Consider the following 20,753-nt stretch of genomic DNA (forward strand, 5'->3'; position numbering starts at 1 on the left):
CGCAAGCTGATGTTGGTCCTCGTGCTGTTTCAGGATGCAATGTCGCATAATGGCCCATCTGCGAAGTGGTAGCGCTCTCGTGGAGGTCCGCTTATTGAGGCTCGGCGGACTAGATTTGCTCAGGTTGAGTTCTTCGCATTTTGACCCTAAGCGGCCTCAGCGCAGCTAGTACCCTGCTCGATCCCAAAGTGGTACGACTTGGGAACATTGACGGGCCAGTACTGGAGCTTTCCTGATGTCTTATCTTCCGCCCAGGTGGTCGATCGCTGCTGATGTAAATTGGATCGAGGTCAATGGTTATCCCATGGCCTATCAAGATCGTGGAGCTGGCCCCCCGCTTGTCCTGGTCCATGGATCGTTCTGTGATTATCGAATTTGGCCGGATCAGCTCGAACCGTTTTCCCAACACCATCGAGTTCTGAACGTAAGCCTCAGGCATTATTTCCCTGAATTGTGGGACGGCGTGGGAAACGATTTCTCATTCGCCCAGCACGCCGACGATGTTGGCGTCTTCGTAGAAAAGCTGGACCTTGGTCCGGTCCACTTGTTGGGTGCTTCTCGCGGCGGTGCAGTTGCTATCGAAGTGGCGAAAAAATATCCTGACTTCATCCGGACCCTCATTCTTGCGGATGCAGGCGTCAGGCTTGAGCTTCCTGAAACGGAAGCGAATTTAACGGCGACGGCCTTCCGATCAAAATTGTTTGCTGATTTGCGGAAAGATGTATCCCATGGAGATGTTGAGGGCGGCACGGCCCGCTTCATGCATCGCTTGGTCGGTCCGGACTACTGGCAGAGTTTATCAGCGGGGCGGCAGAAAGAATTTCTTCAGAATATTCGGACGGCGATCGTCGATGATCCACTTCCTCTCACCACAGACGAAGACCTGCGAAATTTCAATTTCCCCGTCCTTATGATAAATGGCGAGAACTCGCCGCCGCTGTATGGTGTTTTGATTTCTGAGATGCAAAATCGGGGCAACTTCGAGCCGCCGCTCATTATTCCTTCTGCGGGTCACGCAATGACCGCTGAGAACCCAAAAGCTTTCAACGAAGCTGTTTTGAAGTTTACTTCGGAGCATTAAAAACGGCCGTTCAGGTACACCTTTCACTCCGCTCTTAGCCCCAATGACCCGCTCGCGCGCGCCGACGAGGTGATGGAACAGAGAAGATAACTGCTGCGGTGCACGAGTCCGTTCCTGGCCCAAATGCGAAGTGCACGATGTCCGCTAATTGGGGCGATATCGGAGGAGAAGCGGACGTCGCCCACAATCCGCGGGCGGTCTTACTGCGCTAGAAATCCGAATGCGACAACCAGTGCCACCATGCTCGCGAAAATCAGCAGTGCCGGGAGAGATTTTCGGATCATTCGTCTCGTCGAATGGCGCGCAGCCGATTGACCGGGTTGAGGTCTAGGCGGTCTCTGGGCCGGCTCGACTTTGCGCTTTGTCGTTGGCGTCCCAGCCTTTGGTTCCGGCGCTGCGCCTAAGCCTCCCATTTCGCTGTAATAAGCGCGTAGACCTCGCGAACGGCTAGGGCCGTGGACTCGGCCTCGCTCATTGTCTTGAGGCGCGTTCGATAGTTAGCCAGAAAGCTTTGGGCATTGGATGGCAGGTCCTCGAAACCGCCTAGCTTGGCCATCATGAGCCAAGTGGCAAAAATCAGCCTCAGCCTTCGTGCGCGCTTTCTTGGCGATACCGGCGTTGGAGCTAGAGGACATGGTGGTCCGATTAGTTTGAACCCGGCCGCGAAGCTGTTCATCGACACCATCCGCGAGGCGGCAGGGGCATGGTAATCCGGTTACAGTAGTGCGGCGCGGGAGAGTCCAAACACGAACCTTACCAACTAAGTCGGCTCCTGGCCCAGGTTGAAGCGGACAGGGCAGGCTAGCTAGGGAGGGCTCACCACTGCTGATGCCCCAAACGGCAGTAGCCAACAATGAATCGTGGTCCAAACCAAATCGCACTCTCTGAATACACGCTCTGCGACGCACCATACGAACAGTGAGCGCGGTAACAGCGTCTGCAGGCCGACCTTGAACGTCAGCGGATATCCACTCCTCCACATCCTATGGGCGATAGTATTGAAGTCTCGATCGAATTCTGACCAGCGGAGAGGTTCGCTTCGACAAGCTACGGTGCAAACCTACGCATCACCAAACGGCTCACACCGTCGGAGTGCGATGGGTCGACCTCAACTTGAAAAATTCCCCGGGATCGGCAGCGCGGACGCCGCGCCACGGCTGCTAGCCCATCACCATGGCATGGTCGCCGGGTGCCGATGCCGACACGCTCCGAAGCGGGAGCAGCAGGGGATGGCAGCTAACGTCAGAAGCATAATCATCTTGAAATCGTGTATGTAGCTGATGATGGTGGCCTGTTGCTGGATGTCATAGGACAAGCGGTGGCGCGTGTGTCGTTAATGGCTGGGATAAGGGAGCCAAGGTTTGGAATCAATGCCCGGCGACCACTCGGTCCCGTCCGCCTTGCGGCGGTCGAGACTTCAATTGGGACCGCACCAAGCAGACATGCTTTCAGAACAACAGCGACCAATTTTCTGATCTGGGGCCGAAGGCGCAGCAGTCCCACTTGCTTGGGCCAGCGAGTAAGGTGACTCCAACTGGCTGCGGTATTGGTCTCCGTAAGACATTTGGTCCACTACCCGCGTGGGCCTTAGCATGAGGCGCTGCCCAGGTGATCCAACGCCAGCGCAGCGCGGTTCGCAGCGTGATATGGATTGTCATCCTTCAAGCGTGTTGGCCGGACTGGCGCATCCTCTGATACGCCATGACCGCGGACACGCGGTTGGTCGCGCCGCACTTCTGCATGATGCTGCTCATGTAGTGCTTGACGGTCTTTTCGCTGATCTTGAGCTTGTCGGCGACCATCCTGTTGGTGGCGCCGCTCTCGACCTCCGCGATGATCTGGAGTTCGCGATGGCTGAGACCGACGTCGATGGACGTCGCCTCCTTCTGCTGAACCGCCGAAAGCAGCCGCGCCGCGAACTCCGGCGAGACGAACGAGGACTCGTTCTTGAAGACCGCCCAGATCGCCGCCTTCAATTCGCTCGCGCTGACCCCCTTCAGGATGTAGCCGTGCGCGCCCGCGTTCAGGGCGGCGATGCCGGTCTGCGGATCGTCGCAGGCGGTGAGTATGACGCAGTGCGTTCCGGGAAATTCGACGCACAGCTGCTTGAGAGTCTCCAGGCTATCGCCGGGAATGCCGAGATCCAGAACGAGGATGCTCGGGCGATGCGTTTTTGCGATGTCCAGCGCGTCTGCCGTAGAGGCGCCTTCGGCTACGACTTTGAAGCGAGCCTCCGCCCGAAACACGCTGGCCAGTCCTTGGCGATAAATCGGATGATCGTCGACGATGGCAATAGTGGCCTGCTCACTCGAATTTTCCATATGTACTCTCACAATTAAAAAACACTGCGGAAAAGTGGCATTCCAGAATGCTGCGAGAATAGGCATCGTAAGGATAAAGTTTCAATCACTTTTGATCGGTTGACTATCTTTCGAGTGTTCATCGCCAGTTCCTGCGATGGAACTTTGGCCGGGCAGTTCGCACAAGATCTCCGTGCCCTGGCCTAGATTGGAGATCACGGAGAACGTCCCGCCCAATGCTCTCACTCGGGAGGCCATCCCGATCAATCCAAGACCTGATCGGGACTTGGCTGTCGTGCCGGAAAAGCCGCATCCGCGATCGCTCACCGAGAGCTGCAGCGTCCCGGCGAAGCAATTAACCATCACGGTCTGGCGGTCGCTCCCCGAATGCTTGAAGGCGTTGTTCAACGCCTCCTGTGTCACCCGAACGACGCAGCGCACCGCGTCGCGAGGAAGCTTCTCAGGCACTCCGGTCATCTCGAAATCGACGATGCAGGCGGCGCGGCCTTCATGCGCTCGTATGATTTTGCGGAGCATCCGGGTGAGATCGCCGCTGTCGCCGAGATCGGGAAGAAGCAGATCGGCGGCGATCGCGCGCAGCTCCTTGAGCGCGTCCTGGAGGGCGCTCCGGAATTCCGTCAGGAGCGCTCGCGCCTTGGATGTCCGGCCGTCCAGCTCCTGCTCCAGAGCTTCGAGCCGCAGCAGCGCGAAGGATATCAGCTGCGCGGGGCCGTCGTGGAGCTCGGCTCCGAGCCGGGTATGGACAAGATCGTCGATGCGGGCGGCAGTGCGAAGAGCATCTTCCGTTTCGGATTTGAGAACATCGTTCTTGCGGTGCAGCAATACTTTCTCCCGGAATCGCTGCTTGATGGCCGACCGTTGCCTTTTGATGGTCGTGCTTGCTCGATGGACGACGATGAACAATGCCAAGAGGGTGACCAGGCCCGCGGATCCGACCACCAGCCAGGCGCCGCGGACGGCGCTTGCCTGATCGCGGAGAAGCGCGCCGGCGTCTTCGTAGATCTCGGCGACGGCGATGATCTTTTCCGTCTCGTTTTTGTAGAGCGGGAGAAATATCTCATAAAGAGGCATCGACAGAGAGCGTTCGAACTCGCTGTCATCGTCGGCAAGGTCGGCCATTCCCGCACGGATTTCTCCTCGCAGCGAGGGTGCTATGTCGGTCGTCGGAAATCGCTTTCCGATAAGGCGCTTTTGCGTGCTGTAGGCGATGGTACCGTCCCGCGCCCAGATCTTGACGGAGGCGACGTGCCGCCGGGATTCCAGCAATTCGGCGACGGCGTCGAGGCCGCGAAGGTCTTCCGCACTAAGAGTGCCTCCGCCGTCCATCGACTGGACGTAGGGCTCCACGAAATTCGTCATGTACAGCGCGGCGGCGCCGCTGGTGGCACGTAGAACGCCATCCGCGATCCGATTGCCGACCCATCCTCCGACTGCTGCGACGGAAAGCGACAGCACCAGCGAAGACAACAGTGCGAACTGCTCGAAGAGCGACCTTCGCATCCACCAGCGACGCGGCCGATCCATGGTCGCTTTGACGAATGCGCGGAACGCCCTGCTGGTCTCAGGCTTGCCTTCGCGGGCTCTCAACAAGGCACTGCCGACGCGAGGAATGTGCCGATCAGCTTCAGTGGCGACTGAGACTTCTCCCACGAATGGCTCCATGAAGATCATTCTCGAACAATGACATCGGTGAACAGATGCTTAAATTGGCGACATCATAGGCATCGATCGGATCGGCTTTCAACTTCCTGGCCAAACATGGTGAAGATCGCGCACGTGCCCATATTGCTCCTTTGATGCAGCGGATCAGGCTCAATACCAGCGCCGGCAGTAGCCGCGCCGCCGCCGAAAGACCGATCGGGCTTCGGACTAAAGTCCGAAGCAAGCGACTTTGGTCGGGTGTGGCGCATTCGACCATCGGCGGAAGTTTTCGCTCGACCTTCTACCCTACCGCGCCCACGGAGGACTCGACATGCTTCTGCAATGTGGGAGATCCGGCCGTTCGGTCTCCGTCAATCCTGGCAGGAGCGCATCATGTCGAATTATCTCAAGCCGTTCGTGATCGACCAGAGCGACATCGACTTCATCCTCAGCCAGGTCAACTTCCGCCCCTTGTTCGATGGAGCGGGCAACGCCATCATCCTTTGGGACGGCACGGGTGCGGTATACGACTCGCACGGCAATCTCATCGGCAGCGGCGGGACCGTCGCCGGCGACGCGACATCGACGGCTGCCATCGCGCAGTGGGGACAATCCTACTACTCCGAATTCGACTTCGGGGGCCTGCGCGATCCCAGCGGCCTCAACAACAACCTCTCGCTCATCAACGCCACCTTCGGCGCGGTCGACCAGATCTTCACCCGGTCGGGGGCCGCAGACTACGCCGGCTACTCCTCGGTGATGCAGGCGGTCGCCGACCGAGTCTACGCCGCCGCCAAGACCTACTATTCCTCCTACAGCGCGACGACCGGCGGCTTCAACCCGGCGCTCAACGGCGACTACGCCATCAAGGCCGATCCCGCCGGCGCCCAGACCGCCGCCGAGGGCACCAGGATTGATCTGCCCAACGTCGTCGACTACACGCCGCGCATGATCAGCCTGACCACCACCACGGGCGGCGTCACCTTCGACACCTGGGCCAACCACCCTAGCGAGCCCGGCGTCTCTTCCCATCAGCCCAACGAGATCTACTACGACCCGACCAGCGGCACCGCCAAGGTGCTGGACTGGGGCCAGCTCGCAACGGTCGCCGACGGCGGCCTCGGTCAGGTCGACACGCAGGCGCGGCTCGCCGCCTCGGCCGGTCAGGGCGACCACTTCCTCGGCGGGCTCAATCCGGGCGTATCGCCTTCGAACGGCTTCTTCGTACTTTTCGGCCAGTTCTTCGACCACGGCCTCGACTTCATCGGTAAGGCCTCGGGACAGACCATCAAGATCGCGCTCGCCAGCGACGATCCGCTCTACGGCATGCTCGGCCCGGACGGGCGGCCGGTGCACGAAATCACCATCAACCGGGCCACGGTGCAGACGGTGGACGCCAACGGGCCGGAATACGTCAATCACACCTCGCCCTTCATCGACCAGAGCCAGACCTACGGCTCCCACGAGCAACTGACGAACCTGCTGCGGGAATGGGTCGCGGATCCGGCGACCGGCCAGTACCACGCCGGCATGAACCTGTTCGACGGGCAGACCCTCGAAATCGCATGGACCAAGCCGGACGGCACCGCGACGCACCAGACGCTGCCGACGCTGGACGAACTGCGCGCCCACGTGGATGCCACCGGCCGCGACGCCCTGACCTGGGAGGACGTCAACGATCTGCGCAACCGCGACGCGTCCGGCCACGTGATCGCCGGCACCAGCGGCTCGGCGCTGCTGCTCGACATGAATCCGCGGTTCGATGCAGGCCACATGGGAGGCTTCTACGACAAGAATGGCAACGGCGCGCAAGACGCCGGAGAGGCGGCCTACGGCACTGCGGCCCAGTCGGCCAAGGTCGCGGCCGCGATCTCGACCATCGACACCTACGCCAAATTCACGTTCGGTGCGGGCTCGAGCTTCGGCATCGACGCAACGACACACAAGCTGACGCTGACCATGGCCACGCTACCCCCGGGCTCGCCTCCCGGAACGCCGCACACCCTGGACGGCGCCAGCTCTCTGTTTCCGTTCGTCAACTTCGCCGATTTCAGCATCACGGTCCCGGCGGGCGCGCTGCACGACGCCGTCGGCGAGATCCTGATGGCTTCGGTCGGCGACCACTACGTGGCCGGAGACGGGCGCGTGAACGAGAACTTCGGTCTGACTTCGATCCACCACGTCTTCCATGAGGAACATAACTACCAGATCCAAAACATCATCGAGGCGCTACATACCCAGGACGTCGTGTCCGGCGCCCCGACGCACGCCGCGCTGCACGGCTTCCAAATCGACACCGGGCACGGAATGAACGCCGCCGGCGACTATCTAGATGCCGCAGGCAACATCTCCTGGGACCAGGACAAGATGTTCAACGGGGCCAAGCTGGTCGTGGAGATGGAATACCAGCATGCTGCCGTCGACCAGTATGCCCGTAACGTCTCGCCCAATATCCAGGAGTTCGGCGCCTACTCGACCGAGGTCGATTCGGCGATTTCCCTTGAATACTCGCAGGCCGCCTTCCGCTTCGGTCACTCGACCTTGCGCGAGACCATCGACACCATCGATCCGTCCGGCGGCCTGACCGGCAAAATCATGGGCTACGCCCTGAAGGCAGCCTTCCTGGCGCCGGACAAGTTTGCCGACGTCGGGCCTTCCGCGATCGTGCTCGGCATGACGCACCAGCAGATGAATGAGGTGGACGAGTTCGTCACCCCGGCGCTCAATCAGGGTCTGCTCGACCAGCCGCTCGATCTGGCGGCGATCAATATCGCCCGCGGACGGGACGTGGGCATACCGACCTTGAACGAGGTTCGTCACACGTTGGGTTATTCCGAATACTCGAGCTGGAACGACTTCGGTCAGAATATGCAGCATCCGAGTTCGCTGGCCAACTTCATCGCCGCGTACGCCTTCGACGGTGACATGGAAAAGGCGAACACCATCGTCGGAATCGTCGACGGAAGCGTCGCCGCGGGCACGCTCGGCATCTCGCTCGACCAGGCCTACGGCTTCATGAACGGAGACGAGGCGGCCGGCGGCGTCGGTACGCTTGCCTTCAACCAGATCGACACATGGCTCGGCGGTCTGGCCGAAGTCCATCAGCCGGGGGGCCTCCTCGGCGAGACCTTCGACCGAATCTTCGTCGACCAGATCGAAAAGCTGATGGACGGCGACCGCTTCTACTATCTCTACCGCTTGTTCGGCGTTCAGTTCGGCACGGAGATCGTCAACGCCCAGCTGAAGGACATGGTGGAGCGCACCACGGGCCTGACCCACCTCAACGGCAACATCTTCGGCTATGCCGACCAGTACGTCGATCTCGGTGCCCACAAGGAAGTGCTGGCTCCGGGACAGACCGAGTACCTGACGACCGGCAACGAGCACAAATACGGCGACATCGCCGCGGTGGATGCCGGAACGATAGGCATCTACTCCAACGGCGGACGCGGCAACCTGAACGACGGACACGAAGTCGTCATCGGCGGCGTGCACTACATTCAGGACACCCGCCTGGCCGACACGGACCCCAACAGCGCCTATGGGCAGAACGGCTTCGCCAACCTCGACGGCACGCCGAACTCGGGCGCCGAGTCCAACGAGATCATCGTCGGCTCGAAGGGGCAGGATCTGATCTACGCCCAAGGCGGTGACGACACCGTCTACGGCGATGCCGGCAATGACAAGATCTACGGCAGCTACGGCATCGACCGCCTGTACGGGGGGGACGGCTCCGACACGATCTACGGCGGCGACAACCCCGACCTGATCGACGGCGGCGCCGGCGACGACTTCCTGTATGGCGAATCCAGCGGCACCGACATCAACGGCCTGGACCAGGTCATCGGCGGCGCGGGCAACGACTACATCAACGGCGGCCTCGGGATCGACAAGCTGTTCGGCGGCAATGGCGACGACGTCATGTATGGCGAGCAGGACACCGACCCGTTCTTCGAAGGAAACGACGGCAACGACTATCTGGATGGCGGCTCCGGAACCGACATGCTGTACGGCAGCAACGGCGACGACATGCTGCTCGACGGCACCGACGTCGACATTTCCTTCGGCCAGGCGGGCGACGACTGGTTCAAGGTCGGCGACATCGCGCAAGCGTTGAGCACGGGACCGGACGAGGTGCTGGGCGGAGACGGTGTCACGGACGACGGCAACACGCCGGGTACGGTCGGCTTCGACGTACTGGACTTCAGCCTGCAACACGCCCGGCCGGTCGGGGTGACCTACGACCTTGACCAGCAAGCGAACCCGCTGACTGCAGTCAATGCCGCTCAGTCGGTTCCCGCGGCGTTCGAAATGGAGGGGCTGGTCGGCAGCGTGTCCGACGACAATCTCGGAGGAGACTCCGGAGACAACTGGGTCGTGGGTGGCTCCGGAGCCGATCTCCTGACCGGCGACGCCGGCAACGACGTCATCGTGGGCGGTTCAGTCCGGCTCGACACCCTTATCGGACAGTACATCCAGGGCCACGACGGTCAGGGCAACGAGATCGCCTCTACCTACGACCACAACAACAACAACGACGGATCCACCGAGGCATTGCGCCTGCAGGATGCCCGCTATCAGGGCGCCTCGCACCGCGTCGCCTACGACGACACCCTGGGCGCCGGATTGCTCGACAACGCCGCGCTCGGCACGCAGGGCTTCGACAAGCATTTCACCGAGATGCTGCGCACCCAGTTCTTCAAGGACAACGTTCTCGGAGACGGGGGCGCCGACGCCAGCACCCTGGCCAAGCCCGACATCGCAGTTTTCACCGGCAACCTGGCCGACTACCGCATCGATCCCGTCACTTTCCAGAGCGCCCACGAGGGACAGATCGTCGCCTACAAGGTGACCGACCTGCGGAATCCCAACGGCGTCGACGCCAACGGAGCGCCGATCGTCACCGACGGCACCGACCTGGTCGTGGGCGTGGAACTGCTGCGCTTCGCCGACCAGGACTTCTCGTTGGTCAACACGCCCCCGAGCCTGAAGCTTCACGCCTTCGATCCGGGCGCTGCGACCGACAACTTCGCCTCCGGCAGCTACGCCGGCGGCTCGAGCTGGACGGGCAACTGGACCGAAGCCGGCGACAACTTCAACGGCGCGGTCAACGGCAGCGGCACCACGGGTCAGATCCGCGTGGGCTCGCAGCAGCTGCAGTTCACCGACAACGCCGACGGGGCCAACGTGCAGCGGGTGGTGAACCTCGCCGGCGTAGTGGAGGCCAAGTTGGGCTTCACCTACAACCAGAACAGCTTCGACAACGGCGACTACGTCCGCGTCCTCTTCAGCGCGGACGCCACGGCGGCGACGCCGGTCTTCCATGAACTCGGAACGATCACCAATGCCGCCGGCTTCGGCAACCATACGTTCTCGGCCGATCTTCTCGCGTCCCTGAACGCCGGCGAGACGGTGACCGCCAACGCGGCCCTCAGATTCGAGGTGGTCAGCTCGGCCACCAACACGGGCAACAGCGCCAACAACGGCACCATCTCGATCGACAACGTGTCCGTCGACTACGTCAGGCCCGCGGCGGCTCCGAGCACGGACTACGTCGTCACATTCACGGAGAACGGCAATGCCGTCGGCATCGCCAACCATCCCGGAATCGTCGACGACGGCACGCAACTGTGGTCGGCGAAGGTCGTCCTGATCGGCCGGGTGGCGGGCGACGCACTCAACGCGAACGACATCGCCGGCGACGGCATCGCGAGCTCCGTCGACAATTCCGTGGCTGGACAAATCACCGTCAGCCTGGCGGGCAAGGCCTCGATCGCGGCCTACCAGAACGCGATCCAGGCGATCACGTTCTCCAGCAACTCCAACAACCCGACCAATGCGGACCGCATCGTCCACGTCACGGTCAATGACGGCTTGGCCGACAGCAACGTCGCGACCACGACCATCCACGTGACTCCGGTCAACGATCCGCCGAGCGTGGGCGCCGATCACGTCTACACCAACGTCGGCAACGTCGCGAGTGGCATCGTGGTGCCGGACTGGGCGCTGCTCGCCAACGACAGCGACACGGACGGGCCCAACGCGCTGGCGATCACCGGGGTCGGCTCCTTCAACAGCCTCTCGGCGGTCCATGCCGCTGGCGCGGTTACGATCACCGACAGCGGAACGAGCGGCAACCCGGCGAGGCCGAACGGCGGCTCGTTCTCCTATACCGTGAATGACGGCGTGGCACCGGCCTCCGCCACGGTCACAGTGACCGCGGTCAACGGCACGACGATCAACGGATCGAGCGGCAACGACATCCTGGTCGGAAGCTCGGCCAACGACATCCTCACCGGCGGACGTGGCGACGACACTGTGTTTGCGGGCGGTGGCGACGACAGCATCGGCTGGTCGGTGACCAATCCGGTCAAGTTCGGCAACATCACCATCATTCCCGAACTGCCGGACGGCCGCGACTTCGTCGACGGTGGCGCCAACGGCGCGGCGGGCGACCGCTTCACGGTCACCGGCAACAACACGGCGGAATCCTTCGCCATCTACTCCAACACCGACGACTGGGACGCCGCCGGTCCAGGCACGGGTAGCAGCGCGGCGCATGCCGGCTTCACGGGCCTGCACGCCGGCACCGAGATCGTCGTCGCCCGCAACGGGACGGTGATCGCCGAACTCGACAACGTCGAGGAGATCACGATCAACACCCTCGACGTCACCGCCAACAACAACAACGGCGGGCTCGACGGCGGCACGGTGGCCGGCGACGCGGTCGCCGTGGTCGGCAACTTCACCGGCACCAGCCTGAACTACAGCACGATCACGGTGAACGGGGGCGCGGGCGCCGACACCGTCGACATCTCCGGTTTGACCTCGGACCACCGCATCGTGTTCCACGGAGGAGGAGGCGACGACCAGGTCACCGGCACCCTGCGCCCGCAGGACGTGGTCGACACCCAGGCCGGACAGCCTCCGGGCGACCAAGGCGGGAGCGGCGGTAGCGGCGGCCAAGGCGGCTCCGACGACGGACAAGGCGGGGGCTCCGACGACGACCAGCATTGTTCGCCGGGCGACGATCACCACGACGACCAGGACGGTGCCGGCATGCCGCAGCCCCCCGCGGTCATGCCGGGCATGGCGGAAGCCCAGAGCGGAACGTCCGGCGCGGACGTCATGATCGGGGCGGCCGGGGACGACGTCCTCAGCGGGCTCGACGGCGACGACGTGATCCTCGGCAACGAAGGTGCCGATACGCTGAAGGCCGGAGCCGGAGACGACCTGGTGAAGGCCGGCGCAGGCGACGACGTGGTGTTCGGCAACGAAGGCAACGACGATCTCTTCGGCGGTGCCGGACGCGACCTGATCACGGGCGACACCGGTGACGACCGCCTGTTCGGCGATGCGGGTGACGACGCCCTGGAAGGCGGTGCAGGCAACGACACCGTCTACGGCGGCGCCGGCAGCGACCGGATCATCGCGACGGTCGGCGACGGCAACGACACCTACTTCGGCGACAGCGAGGAAGACACGCTGGACTACTCGGCGATCTCCGCCAACCTCACGGCCGATCTCGGCAACGGCATCGGCCAGCACGGCAGCGTCGCCAGCGCCCAGAGCGGGACCGACCAGATCTTCGGGTTCGAGGACTTCATCGGCGGCTCCGGCAACGACACCATCGTGGCGAGTTCGGCGGCGAACGTCATGGACGGCGGCGGAGGCAACGACACCTTCGTGTTCGGCTCCGCCGCCGACGCCAACGGCGACACCATCAAGGGCTTCCAGCCGGGCGACAAGATCGACCTGTCGGCCATCGACGCCAACACGGGGGCGGCCGGCAACCAGTCCTTCGTGTTGTTCGCCGGGAACGTCTTCACCTCGGCCGGACAGGTGATCGTCACGCAAGAGGTCAAGGACGGCGCGGAGCACACCTTCGTCTCCGGCAACACCAACGGCGACACCGCGGCCGACTTCAAGATCGACCTCGGCGCCGGCAACCACGCGCTGACGACCGCCGACTTCAACGGCGTGCACTAGGCGCCACCGACCATCACCCGGGCGAACCGCCGCCCGGGTGAGCACGACGTCACCGAAGCCAAGGGCAGGGGCAGGACACGATGGGCAAGAGCGCGAAGCGGAAGAATTCGACAGAGAATCCGATCGGCAGCTACCGGGGCATCGGTCTTGTCCTGTTCGGAGTATCCGGAATCATCAATGTGCTGGCGCTGACCGGCTCGTTCTACATGCTACAGATCTACGACCGGGCGCTGACGAGCCACAGCATCCCGACCCTGGCGGCGCTCTCCGCGCTCGCCATCGGGCTCTATCTGTTCCAGGGCATGTTCGACATCCTGCGCGCGCAGATCCTGGTTCGCCTCGGGGCTCGTCTCGACGCCAAGCTGGCGCCCTTGGCGCACCACGTCGTCATCGAGATGGCCCGCTACGGCTACTCCACCTCCGAGGCGCTCGAGCGGGGCCGCGACGTCGATGTCGTGCGCGGCTTCCTGGGCAGCCAGGCCCCCATCGCCTTCTTCGACCTGCCGTGGATGCCGCTGTTCCTCGGCTTCGTCTATTTGCTCCATCCCGTCCTGGGCCTGGTCACGCTGGCCGGCGCCGTCGTTCTGATGTCGCTAACCGTCGCGACCGAACTGCTGACCCGGCGGGCCGGCAGGGAGACCCACCAGGCGGCGGTGCTGCGCTCCACGCTGGCGGATTCTCACGCCCGCAACGCCGACATCCTGCGCGCCATGGGCTTCGGTGGCCGCGCCGTGGCCCGGTTCGAAGCCGCCAATGCGCGCCATCTGGCGCTCCAGACCCGAACCAGCGACATCAGCGGCAGCTTCGGCGGGATGGCCAAGGTGATGCGCATGATGCTGCAATCGGCGCTGCTGGGGCTAGGCGCGTTCCTCACCATCAAGGGCGAGCTTTCGGCGGGCGCGATCATCGCCTGCTCGGTGGCTTCGGCGCGGGCGCTGGCGCCGATCGATTCTGCCATCGGCAACTGGAAGGTGATCGCTGCGGCGCGGCGCAGCTTCAATCGTCTGAAGCAGACGCTCGCTGCGGCAGAAGATGGCAGCCAGATCCTGCCGCTTCCCAAACCCTGCGCGAGCCTGAAGGTCGAAGGCATCACCGTGGTCGCGCCGGGCAGCGGCACGGTGCTGGTCGGCGAAGTCGGCTTCGAGCTCAAGGCGGGCGAGGCGCTCGGCCTGATCGGGCCCAGTGGCGGCGGCAAGACCTCGCTGGCCAAAGGTCTCGTCGGCGTCTGGCCACTCCTGAGGGGCAAAGTCCGGCTGGACGAGGCGGATCTCGACCAGTGGCGCGCCGATGCCCTCGGCGAGCATATCGGCTACCTGCCGCAGGATGTCTCGCTGCTCGACGGCAGCATCGCCGAGAACATCTCGCGCTTCGCGACGGAGCCCGACGCCCGCAAGATCATCGCCGCGGCCAAGGCAGCCGGAATCCACGAGATGGTCACGCGCATGCCGGACGGCTACCAGACCGAACTCGGGCCCTCCGGCACGGCGCTCTCCGCCGGCCAGCGGCAGCGCATCGGTTTGGCGCGCGCTCTCTACGGCGATCCCTTCCTCGTCGTGCTCGACGAGCCGAACTCGAACCTGGACGCGCCAGGCGAAGCGGCGCTGGGCGAGGCCATCGAAGGCGTCAAGGCGCGCGGCGGGATCGTCATCGTGATCGCGCACCGTCCGAAGGCGCTGGCGGCGGTCGACTATGTCGGTGTTGTCCAGGGCGGCAAGCTGGTTGCGTTCGGACCGAAGGACAAGGTGGTCGGCGCGCCGGCGGCGCCGATCCCGTTCCCGACCGCAGCGACGGCCTGATCAGCGGGAGGTGGCTATGGACGAACGGCTGTCGCTGGGAATTCCGGACCGCAGCGCGCTCGACGCGCCGGCGCGTCGGTTCGCGCTCATCGACGAACGGTCTCGCGTCAGTTCCATCGTACCCGCGATACTGCTCGCATCGTGGGGACTTCTGCTGAAACAGGTGTTCGGCAGCGGCAAGGAGGAGGCGCCCCATCAGCCGAAGCCGGACTCCGGGGACCCGGCAACACAGTCGGAAACGGATACGTCGTCTACGCCTTCGATCGCCGCGGAGCGGAACGCAGGATCGTCCGAGCTCGTCCGCGCCTCCGGACTGCAGGCGGTGTCGATGAACGAGGCGTTCGAGCCAGCCGTCGATCCGGACAGGCTCAGATTTGCCAGGACCGAGGAGCCGCGTCTGTCGCTGGTCCCGGCCAACCAAAACGCGCCCGCTCCCGCGCATCCGCTGCCGAGGGCGACGGAGCCCACACCGGCCGCTGGGGGCGGAGGCGGTGGTGGCGGCGGAGGAGGCGGAGGAGGAGGGTCTTCCGACGACCACACCAGGCCCCACGTCGACGAGCCCAAAAAGCCGCCGCCGACGAGCAAGGACCCCGATCCGCAGAAGCGGGTCAACCATGCCCCGGTGAGCGCAGGGGCGGTCGATCTCGGCAGTGGGCTCGTCAATGAAGCCTTCATCATCTCGCTCGCCCAATTGCTGAACGGCGCCAGCGATCCGGACGGCGACCGGCTTTCGGTGCAGGCCCTTCAGGTCGACCACGGATCGCTACAGGCCTTGGGAGCGGACCGTTGGCTCTACACGCCCGAGCACGACGAAGTGGGTCCGGTCCAATTCAGCTACCGCATCTCCGACGGCACCGCCTCGATCGTCCAGACGGCGCACGCGGATCTGCATAGCGCTCCCGACGAAGAGATCCACGGCACCGAGGGCGACGACTTCCTGATCGGAACGCCCCTGGTCGACGTGATCGATGGCGGCGCCGGCAATGACATCGTCTACGGTCGCGAAAGCGCCGACACGATCTACGGCGGCGAGGGCGACGACCGTCTGGTGGGCGGCGACGGCGACGACACCCTGTTCGGAGGCCCGGGCAACGACGTCATCTTCGGGGGGACAGGCAACGACACGCTGTTCGGCGAAGCCGGCAACGATACGCTCTACGGCGAGGACGGGAATGATCTCATTCTGGGCGGCGAAGGCGACGACTTTGCCTCCGGCGGGCAGGGCGACGACACGATCCTAGGCGGCGCCGGCAACGACACCCTCCAGGGTGACGTGGGGAACGACAGGATCGAGGGCGAGCAAGGCGACGACCATATCGACGGCGGCGGCGGCAACGACGTGCTGCTCGGCGGCGCGGGCAACGATTGCATCGTCGGCGGTGCCGGCAACGACACCCTCCACGGCGGGGAAGGGAACGACCGTATCGACGGCGGTGCCGAGAATGACACCCTACACGGAGACGCCGGCGACGACCACATCACGGGCGGGCTAGGCAATGATGACCTGGACGGCGGGACCGGCGACGACGTCCTCACGGGCGGCGCAGGCGAAGACAGCCTGCATGGCGGCGCCGGCGACGACCATCTCGACGGGGGCGCCGGCAACGACGTGCTGGCGGGTGGCGCGGGCAACGACTTTATCGACGCCGGCTGTGGGGACGACGTGATCGTTCTCGGCGTCGAGGCTGGCCACGACGTCATTCACGGTGGGGACGGCGAAGACACTCTGGATCTGTCCCAGATCGTGTTCGACGAGAACGTAGACCTGCCCGACGGCATCGTCGAAATCTGCGACGGGCAGACCGCGCAGATTTTTGAGATCGAGAATGTCCAGGGCGGCCACGGTCGCGACCGCCTGGTTGCCGACGCCCATGTGAACATCATGGAGGGCGGCGACGGCAATGACACGTTCGTCTTCCAGGACCTGGCTTCTCTGAAGAACGACGGCGGGCCGCGCGATCACATCCTGGACTTCAGCGTCGGCGACAGGCTCGACCTGTCCAGAGTCGGACAGGAACTCGACGATTTCTCCGGCAAAAAGCTGTTCTTCGCCGGCGCCGACCAGGCGACGTTCGACGAGGTGGGCGCCGTCGGCTACCGCCATGAAATCGTTTCCGACCAGGAGATCACGATCCTCTCCGGCCACCTCGACGCTGACGCGGAGCACGACTTCGAGATCGTGCTGGATGGCAATCTCGATCTTGACGAGAGCAATTTTGTCTTCACGGCTTCCCAGCAAACGAACGCGCACCACTGAACGCGAAACGGCGGACGTGCCGGTTCTTACATGGAGATTGAGCGATGAACCTAAAGTCCCCGGAACAGGCCGCGCGCGGTGCGGACCAGTCGTTCGGCATCCGCTCGCGCGTGGCGATGGCGGGCTTTCTGGCCATTGTGCTGATCGGTGGATGCGGCGGCTGGGCGGTGCACGCCGAGCTGACCGGCGCCGTGATCGCGCAAGGCAAGGTCACGGTCAGGAAACAGGTCAAGCTGATCCAGCACCGCGACGGTGGCATCGTCGGCGAGATCCTGGTCGCCAACGGCGACGCCGTAAAGGCGGGCGACGTCCTCGTCAGGCTCGACGAGACCCAGACCAAGGCGGAACTCGGCGTGCTCAAGGGGCAGCGCGCGGAGCTCGAAGGTCGCAGGGCGCGGCATGTGGCCGAGCGCGACGGGGCCACGGCCATCAGGTTCGATTCCCGGTTCGAGCACGACCCGTTCACGGCGGAGATCGCGCGGGGCGAGATCCGGCTCTTCAACGAGAACTTGGCAGTACGTGAGGCCAGGCGCGATCAGTTGTCGCTGCAGATCGCGCAGTTCGAGGAGCAGGTCCGCGGGCTGTCGGCACAACAAGAGGCCAACGCCAGCGAGCGCAAGATGGTCAGGGAGGATCTCGAACGTCTGACGCCGCTCTACAACAAGGGCTTCATAGAAATTGGCAAGATCCGCACCATGGAGCGCGATCTGGTCAAGATCGACGGGCTCAAGGGCGAGATCGACGCCAACATCGCGCGCGTGAAAGGTCAGATCAGCGAGTCGCGGATCAAGATCATCGAATTCGATCAGCAGGCGCGCACCGACGGTCAGCGGGACTTGCGCGAGGTGGATGGCAAACTTGCGGAGCTTCAGGAACGGATCGTGGCGTCGCTGGACCGCCTGTCGCGCATGGTGATCCGCTCGCCGATCTCCGGCACCGTCAACGAGCTCGCGGTCAATTCCGTCAATGGCGTGATCTCCCCCAAGGAGACGCTTATGTCCATCGTCCCCGAAAGCGCCGACCTGGTCGTCGAAGCGAAACTGTCTCCGACCGACATCGACCAGGCCGCGACCGGACAGCCGGCACGCCTAAGGTTCTCCTCCTTCAACCAGCGGAACACCCCGGAGGTCGCCGGTACGGTCGAAACGATCGGGGCGGCGGCCAGCTTGGACCAGGCCAGCGGCCAGACGTACTATCTCAGCACCATCGCGATCGCGGGTGGCCAAAAGCAAGTGGCGGGCAAGCCGATCGTGCCCGGCATGCCGGTTGAGGTTTTCCTCACCACCGGCGATAGGACCGCGCTTTCCTATCTGATAAAGCCGTTCACCGATCAGATGATGAAATCCTTCCGGGAGGAGTAGAGTTCTGTTCCCTGCTGCGAAAATGTTCAAGCTCAAGTCCCATTGCGCGACGCACAGCCGATACCGGCTGGCGCCGGCGTTGATCATGATTCTGTCGGCGGCAATCCAGCCGGCACGCGCGGACGACCAGTTGTCTCCCAACCTGGGACTGCCTGTCGACTGCCGCCTGGGCGTGGACTGCTTCGTGCAGCAGATGCCGGACGTCGATCCAGGCGACCAGGCGTTGGATCCGCTCTGCGGCAACGCCACGTACCAGGGGCACGACGGTTGGGACATTCGCATCCGCACGCTCAAGGATATCGATCGTCAAACGCCCGTGATCGCAACCGCCGAAGGAACCGTCGCGCGCGTGAGGGACGGCATTCCAGACCGCATCTACGATCGGGCACAAGATAAAGATACCGGGGGAAAGGAGTGCGGTAACGGCGTCCTTGTAGAGCATTCCGGGGGGCTGGCCTCGCAATACTGCCACCTCAAGGAAGGCAGCATCGTCGTCCGGCCCGGAGCGCACGTGAAGAAAGCCGACCGCCTGGGGTCGATCGGGGCATCGGGCTTGGCCGAATTTCCCCATCTGCACTTGTCGGTCCGAAAGGATGGCAGGACGATCGAGCCCCTGACGGGCCGGCCACTTGGAATCGGTCGAGAAACCTGCGGCGCAACCGGGGGAAGCCTGTTCGAACCGGCCGTCCGGGATGCACTTTCCCGTTCGGCTTCGGCGATCCTGCTGGTCGGGCTCGCCAACGCTCCGCCCGAGCTTCCGAGGCTCGTTCGCGAAGGTGAACCAGCCGTGCCCAATACGTCGCAACCGGTCATCGCTTGGGTCTGGGGGATCAACGTCGAGGGCGACAGCGTTTTCAGAATGCGCATCGTCGACCCCGACGGAAAAACGCTGATGCAAATCGAAACCAAACCGCTCGAAAGGCGGAAGGCGAACTACATCGCCTATGCCGGAGGGAAGCCCGCGCAACGAGCAGGGGAGTATGGACTGCAAGTCGAAATGGTCTCGGGTGGGAAGACGATCTCATCGGCCACGCGATCAATCCTGATCCGAAGCGAGGGCGAACGGTAGCTTGAAACGCTGTGAAAACTAAACTGCACCTGGAACTGCCGCCAAGAATTTCTTCGACCGCGGAATAATCCGGCGCTCGTGGTTTCTTGATTCTATGACGCCAGGAACGCGCAATGAGCCGCTCTTCACCCAGGACACCAGCGAGCCGATGGCTACCCGGAAATATCCGGATCATGGGGGTGAAGCTCGTGGCCCTCACGAATGCGTTCAGGGGCTTTGTCGAACAGTTCGGCATTCGGCACGGCCCACGCAGCGAAAAGCTGCGAGGACCCATCCTTTGGCTTGGAGACCTGCACAAACGCAACGACGTGGGCCAAGGCCCCGCCAATCCCGCAGTTTCCGATACTTCGAGCGAAAAGCAGCGTTCACAGGCGCCATGATGCCCGGCACCCGCCTGAGCTGAACAACAACTATCATTTGCGAACCAATTGATTGGTCTCTTCGAGAGAGCCCGGCTCGATGGGACCTGGGACTTGGGATTCTCTCGTTCATGAAGCATGTTTCGCAGGCGTCGCAATTGGTCGCGGGTCGACATGTGCGGTCTGCGGTCGTCAGAACGTTTCGCCGTGAGCACGATGAGTTTTAGATCGTCTTCCGGTGTCCAATGGTCGGTACCGGGGATTGCGGCGGACTAGTTGGTAAGCGCGCTGGGCCTCGGACCTTGGTCCTTTGACGTTCAAATCGAGGCCGCCCCGGTCGGCTTTCGGCGAGGATAACCCCCTGTCGCGTTGGCAGGCTCGGCGATAGTATAGCTTTTGAAGCGACACTAGGAATATTTTTTCCTATCCAATTGCAATTGCGCGGTGCCGTTTATCTTCAAGAACAACTCGCCGGATGGCGGGAACGTCCGCTTTGGGTCAGAATGCGAAGAACTCAACATGAGCAAATCTGGTCTGCTATGCCTCGGTGAGCGGACCTCGTGGAACGATATGCCGCCCAGCGGGTCGCACCGCAGTCCTTTGCGTCCCAAGAGCGATCGGAATGGTTCTCGCAAAACCAGTGGGTGCCGTGGCAGCGGGAACATGCCACGTCTGATCCTCCGTCAATGCGTCGGCCCGTGCAGATGATCGAGCAACTGGCCGAGGTCGCGCATGTCGAAGGTGTCGCCGCAGATCGTGCAGCGGATGAAGTGGTCGCTCTCGCTTTGCGGGGGCGGGCCGGCGCCGCCCGGCTTTCCTTCCTTGAACATCACGCGGCGCCCTGCAGCGGCAGCGCGAGCTGGACGTCGAAGCGCCGCG

The 20,753-nt window shown here is 63.4% G+C and carries 9 protein-coding genes and 1 pseudogene; 6 read left to right on the forward strand and 4 right to left on the reverse strand.

Annotated elements, in window-relative coordinates; all coding sequences use genetic code 11:
* Positions 1–235 precede the first annotated feature (235 nt).
* Positions 236–1,081: an alpha/beta hydrolase gene (locus tag IVA75_RS09435; protein WP_247285913.1), complete on the forward strand. Its 846-nt coding sequence runs from the start codon at positions 236–238 to the stop codon at positions 1,079–1,081.
* A gap of 200 nt (positions 1,082–1,281) precedes the next feature.
* Here the strand turns inward: IVA75_RS09435 and IVA75_RS09440 are convergent.
* From IVA75_RS09440 to IVA75_RS09450, 3 genes and pseudogenes are all read right to left on the reverse strand, one after another.
* Positions 1,282–1,716: pseudogene (locus IVA75_RS09440) on the reverse strand (hypothetical protein).
* A gap of 1,026 nt (positions 1,717–2,742) precedes the next feature.
* On the reverse strand, positions 2,743–3,402 hold the full coding sequence (locus tag IVA75_RS09445; RefSeq protein WP_247285914.1) for a response regulator transcription factor: 660 nt from the start codon (positions 3,400–3,402) through the stop codon (positions 2,743–2,745).
* An 81-nt stretch (positions 3,403–3,483) separates the two neighbouring features.
* Positions 3,484–5,064, reverse strand: a complete 1,581-nt coding sequence (locus tag IVA75_RS09450; RefSeq protein ID WP_247285915.1) for a sensor histidine kinase — start codon at positions 5,062–5,064, stop codon at positions 3,484–3,486.
* Between the two features lie 372 nt (positions 5,065–5,436).
* On the opposite strand from IVA75_RS09450, the gene IVA75_RS09455 reads away from it, so the two are divergent.
* From IVA75_RS09455 to IVA75_RS09485, 5 genes are all read left to right on the forward strand, one after another.
* Complete coding sequence (locus tag IVA75_RS09455) at positions 5,437–13,032, forward strand: peroxidase family protein (RefSeq protein WP_247285916.1); 7,596 nt, start codon at positions 5,437–5,439, stop codon at positions 13,030–13,032.
* A gap of 80 nt (positions 13,033–13,112) precedes the next feature.
* A complete protein-coding gene (locus IVA75_RS09460; RefSeq protein ID WP_247285917.1) occupies positions 13,113–14,828 on the forward strand; it encodes a type I secretion system permease/ATPase in 1,716 nt (571 codons plus the stop codon).
* A gap of 16 nt (positions 14,829–14,844) precedes the next feature.
* On the forward strand, positions 14,845–17,085 hold the full coding sequence (locus IVA75_RS40260; protein WP_276577088.1) for a cadherin-like domain-containing protein: 2,241 nt from the start codon (positions 14,845–14,847) through the stop codon (positions 17,083–17,085).
* A gap of 44 nt (positions 17,086–17,129) precedes the next feature.
* Positions 17,130–18,446 (forward strand): HlyD family type I secretion periplasmic adaptor subunit, encoded by a 1,317-nt coding sequence (locus IVA75_RS09480; protein WP_247285918.1) that lies wholly within the window; start codon positions 17,130–17,132, stop codon positions 18,444–18,446.
* A gap of 22 nt (positions 18,447–18,468) precedes the next feature.
* Positions 18,469–19,515 (forward strand): M23 family metallopeptidase, encoded by a 1,047-nt coding sequence (locus tag IVA75_RS09485; protein WP_247285919.1) that lies wholly within the window; start codon positions 18,469–18,471, stop codon positions 19,513–19,515.
* 1,042 nt (positions 19,516–20,557) lie between these two features.
* On the opposite strand, the gene IVA75_RS09490 is transcribed toward IVA75_RS09485, so the two are convergent.
* The coding region (locus IVA75_RS09490; protein ID WP_247285920.1) for a hypothetical protein at positions 20,558–20,753 on the reverse strand (196 nt) is incomplete at its 5' end.

The organism is Bradyrhizobium sp. 134 (assembly GCF_023074155.1).
Lineage (GTDB): Bacteria > Pseudomonadota > Alphaproteobacteria > Rhizobiales > Xanthobacteraceae > Bradyrhizobium.

Coding starts and splice junctions, on each gene's coding strand:
- IVA75_RS09485 (WP_247285919.1), top strand. CDS start 18,469: ATGTTCAAGCTCAAGTCCCATTGCGCGACGCACAGCCGATACCGGCTG.
- IVA75_RS09445 (WP_247285914.1), bottom strand. CDS start 3,402: ATGGAAAATTCGAGTGAGCAGGCCACTATTGCCATCGTCGACGATCAT.
- IVA75_RS09455 (WP_247285916.1), top strand. CDS start 5,437: ATGTCGAATTATCTCAAGCCGTTCGTGATCGACCAGAGCGACATCGAC.
- IVA75_RS09480 (WP_247285918.1), top strand. CDS start 17,130: ATGAACCTAAAGTCCCCGGAACAGGCCGCGCGCGGTGCGGACCAGTCG.
- IVA75_RS09435 (WP_247285913.1), top strand. CDS start 236: ATGTCTTATCTTCCGCCCAGGTGGTCGATCGCTGCTGATGTAAATTGG.
- IVA75_RS09460 (WP_247285917.1), top strand. CDS start 13,113: ATGGGCAAGAGCGCGAAGCGGAAGAATTCGACAGAGAATCCGATCGGC.
- IVA75_RS40260 (WP_276577088.1), top strand. CDS start 14,845: ATGGACGAACGGCTGTCGCTGGGAATTCCGGACCGCAGCGCGCTCGAC.
- IVA75_RS09450 (WP_247285915.1), bottom strand. CDS start 5,064: ATGGAGCCATTCGTGGGAGAAGTCTCAGTCGCCACTGAAGCTGATCGG.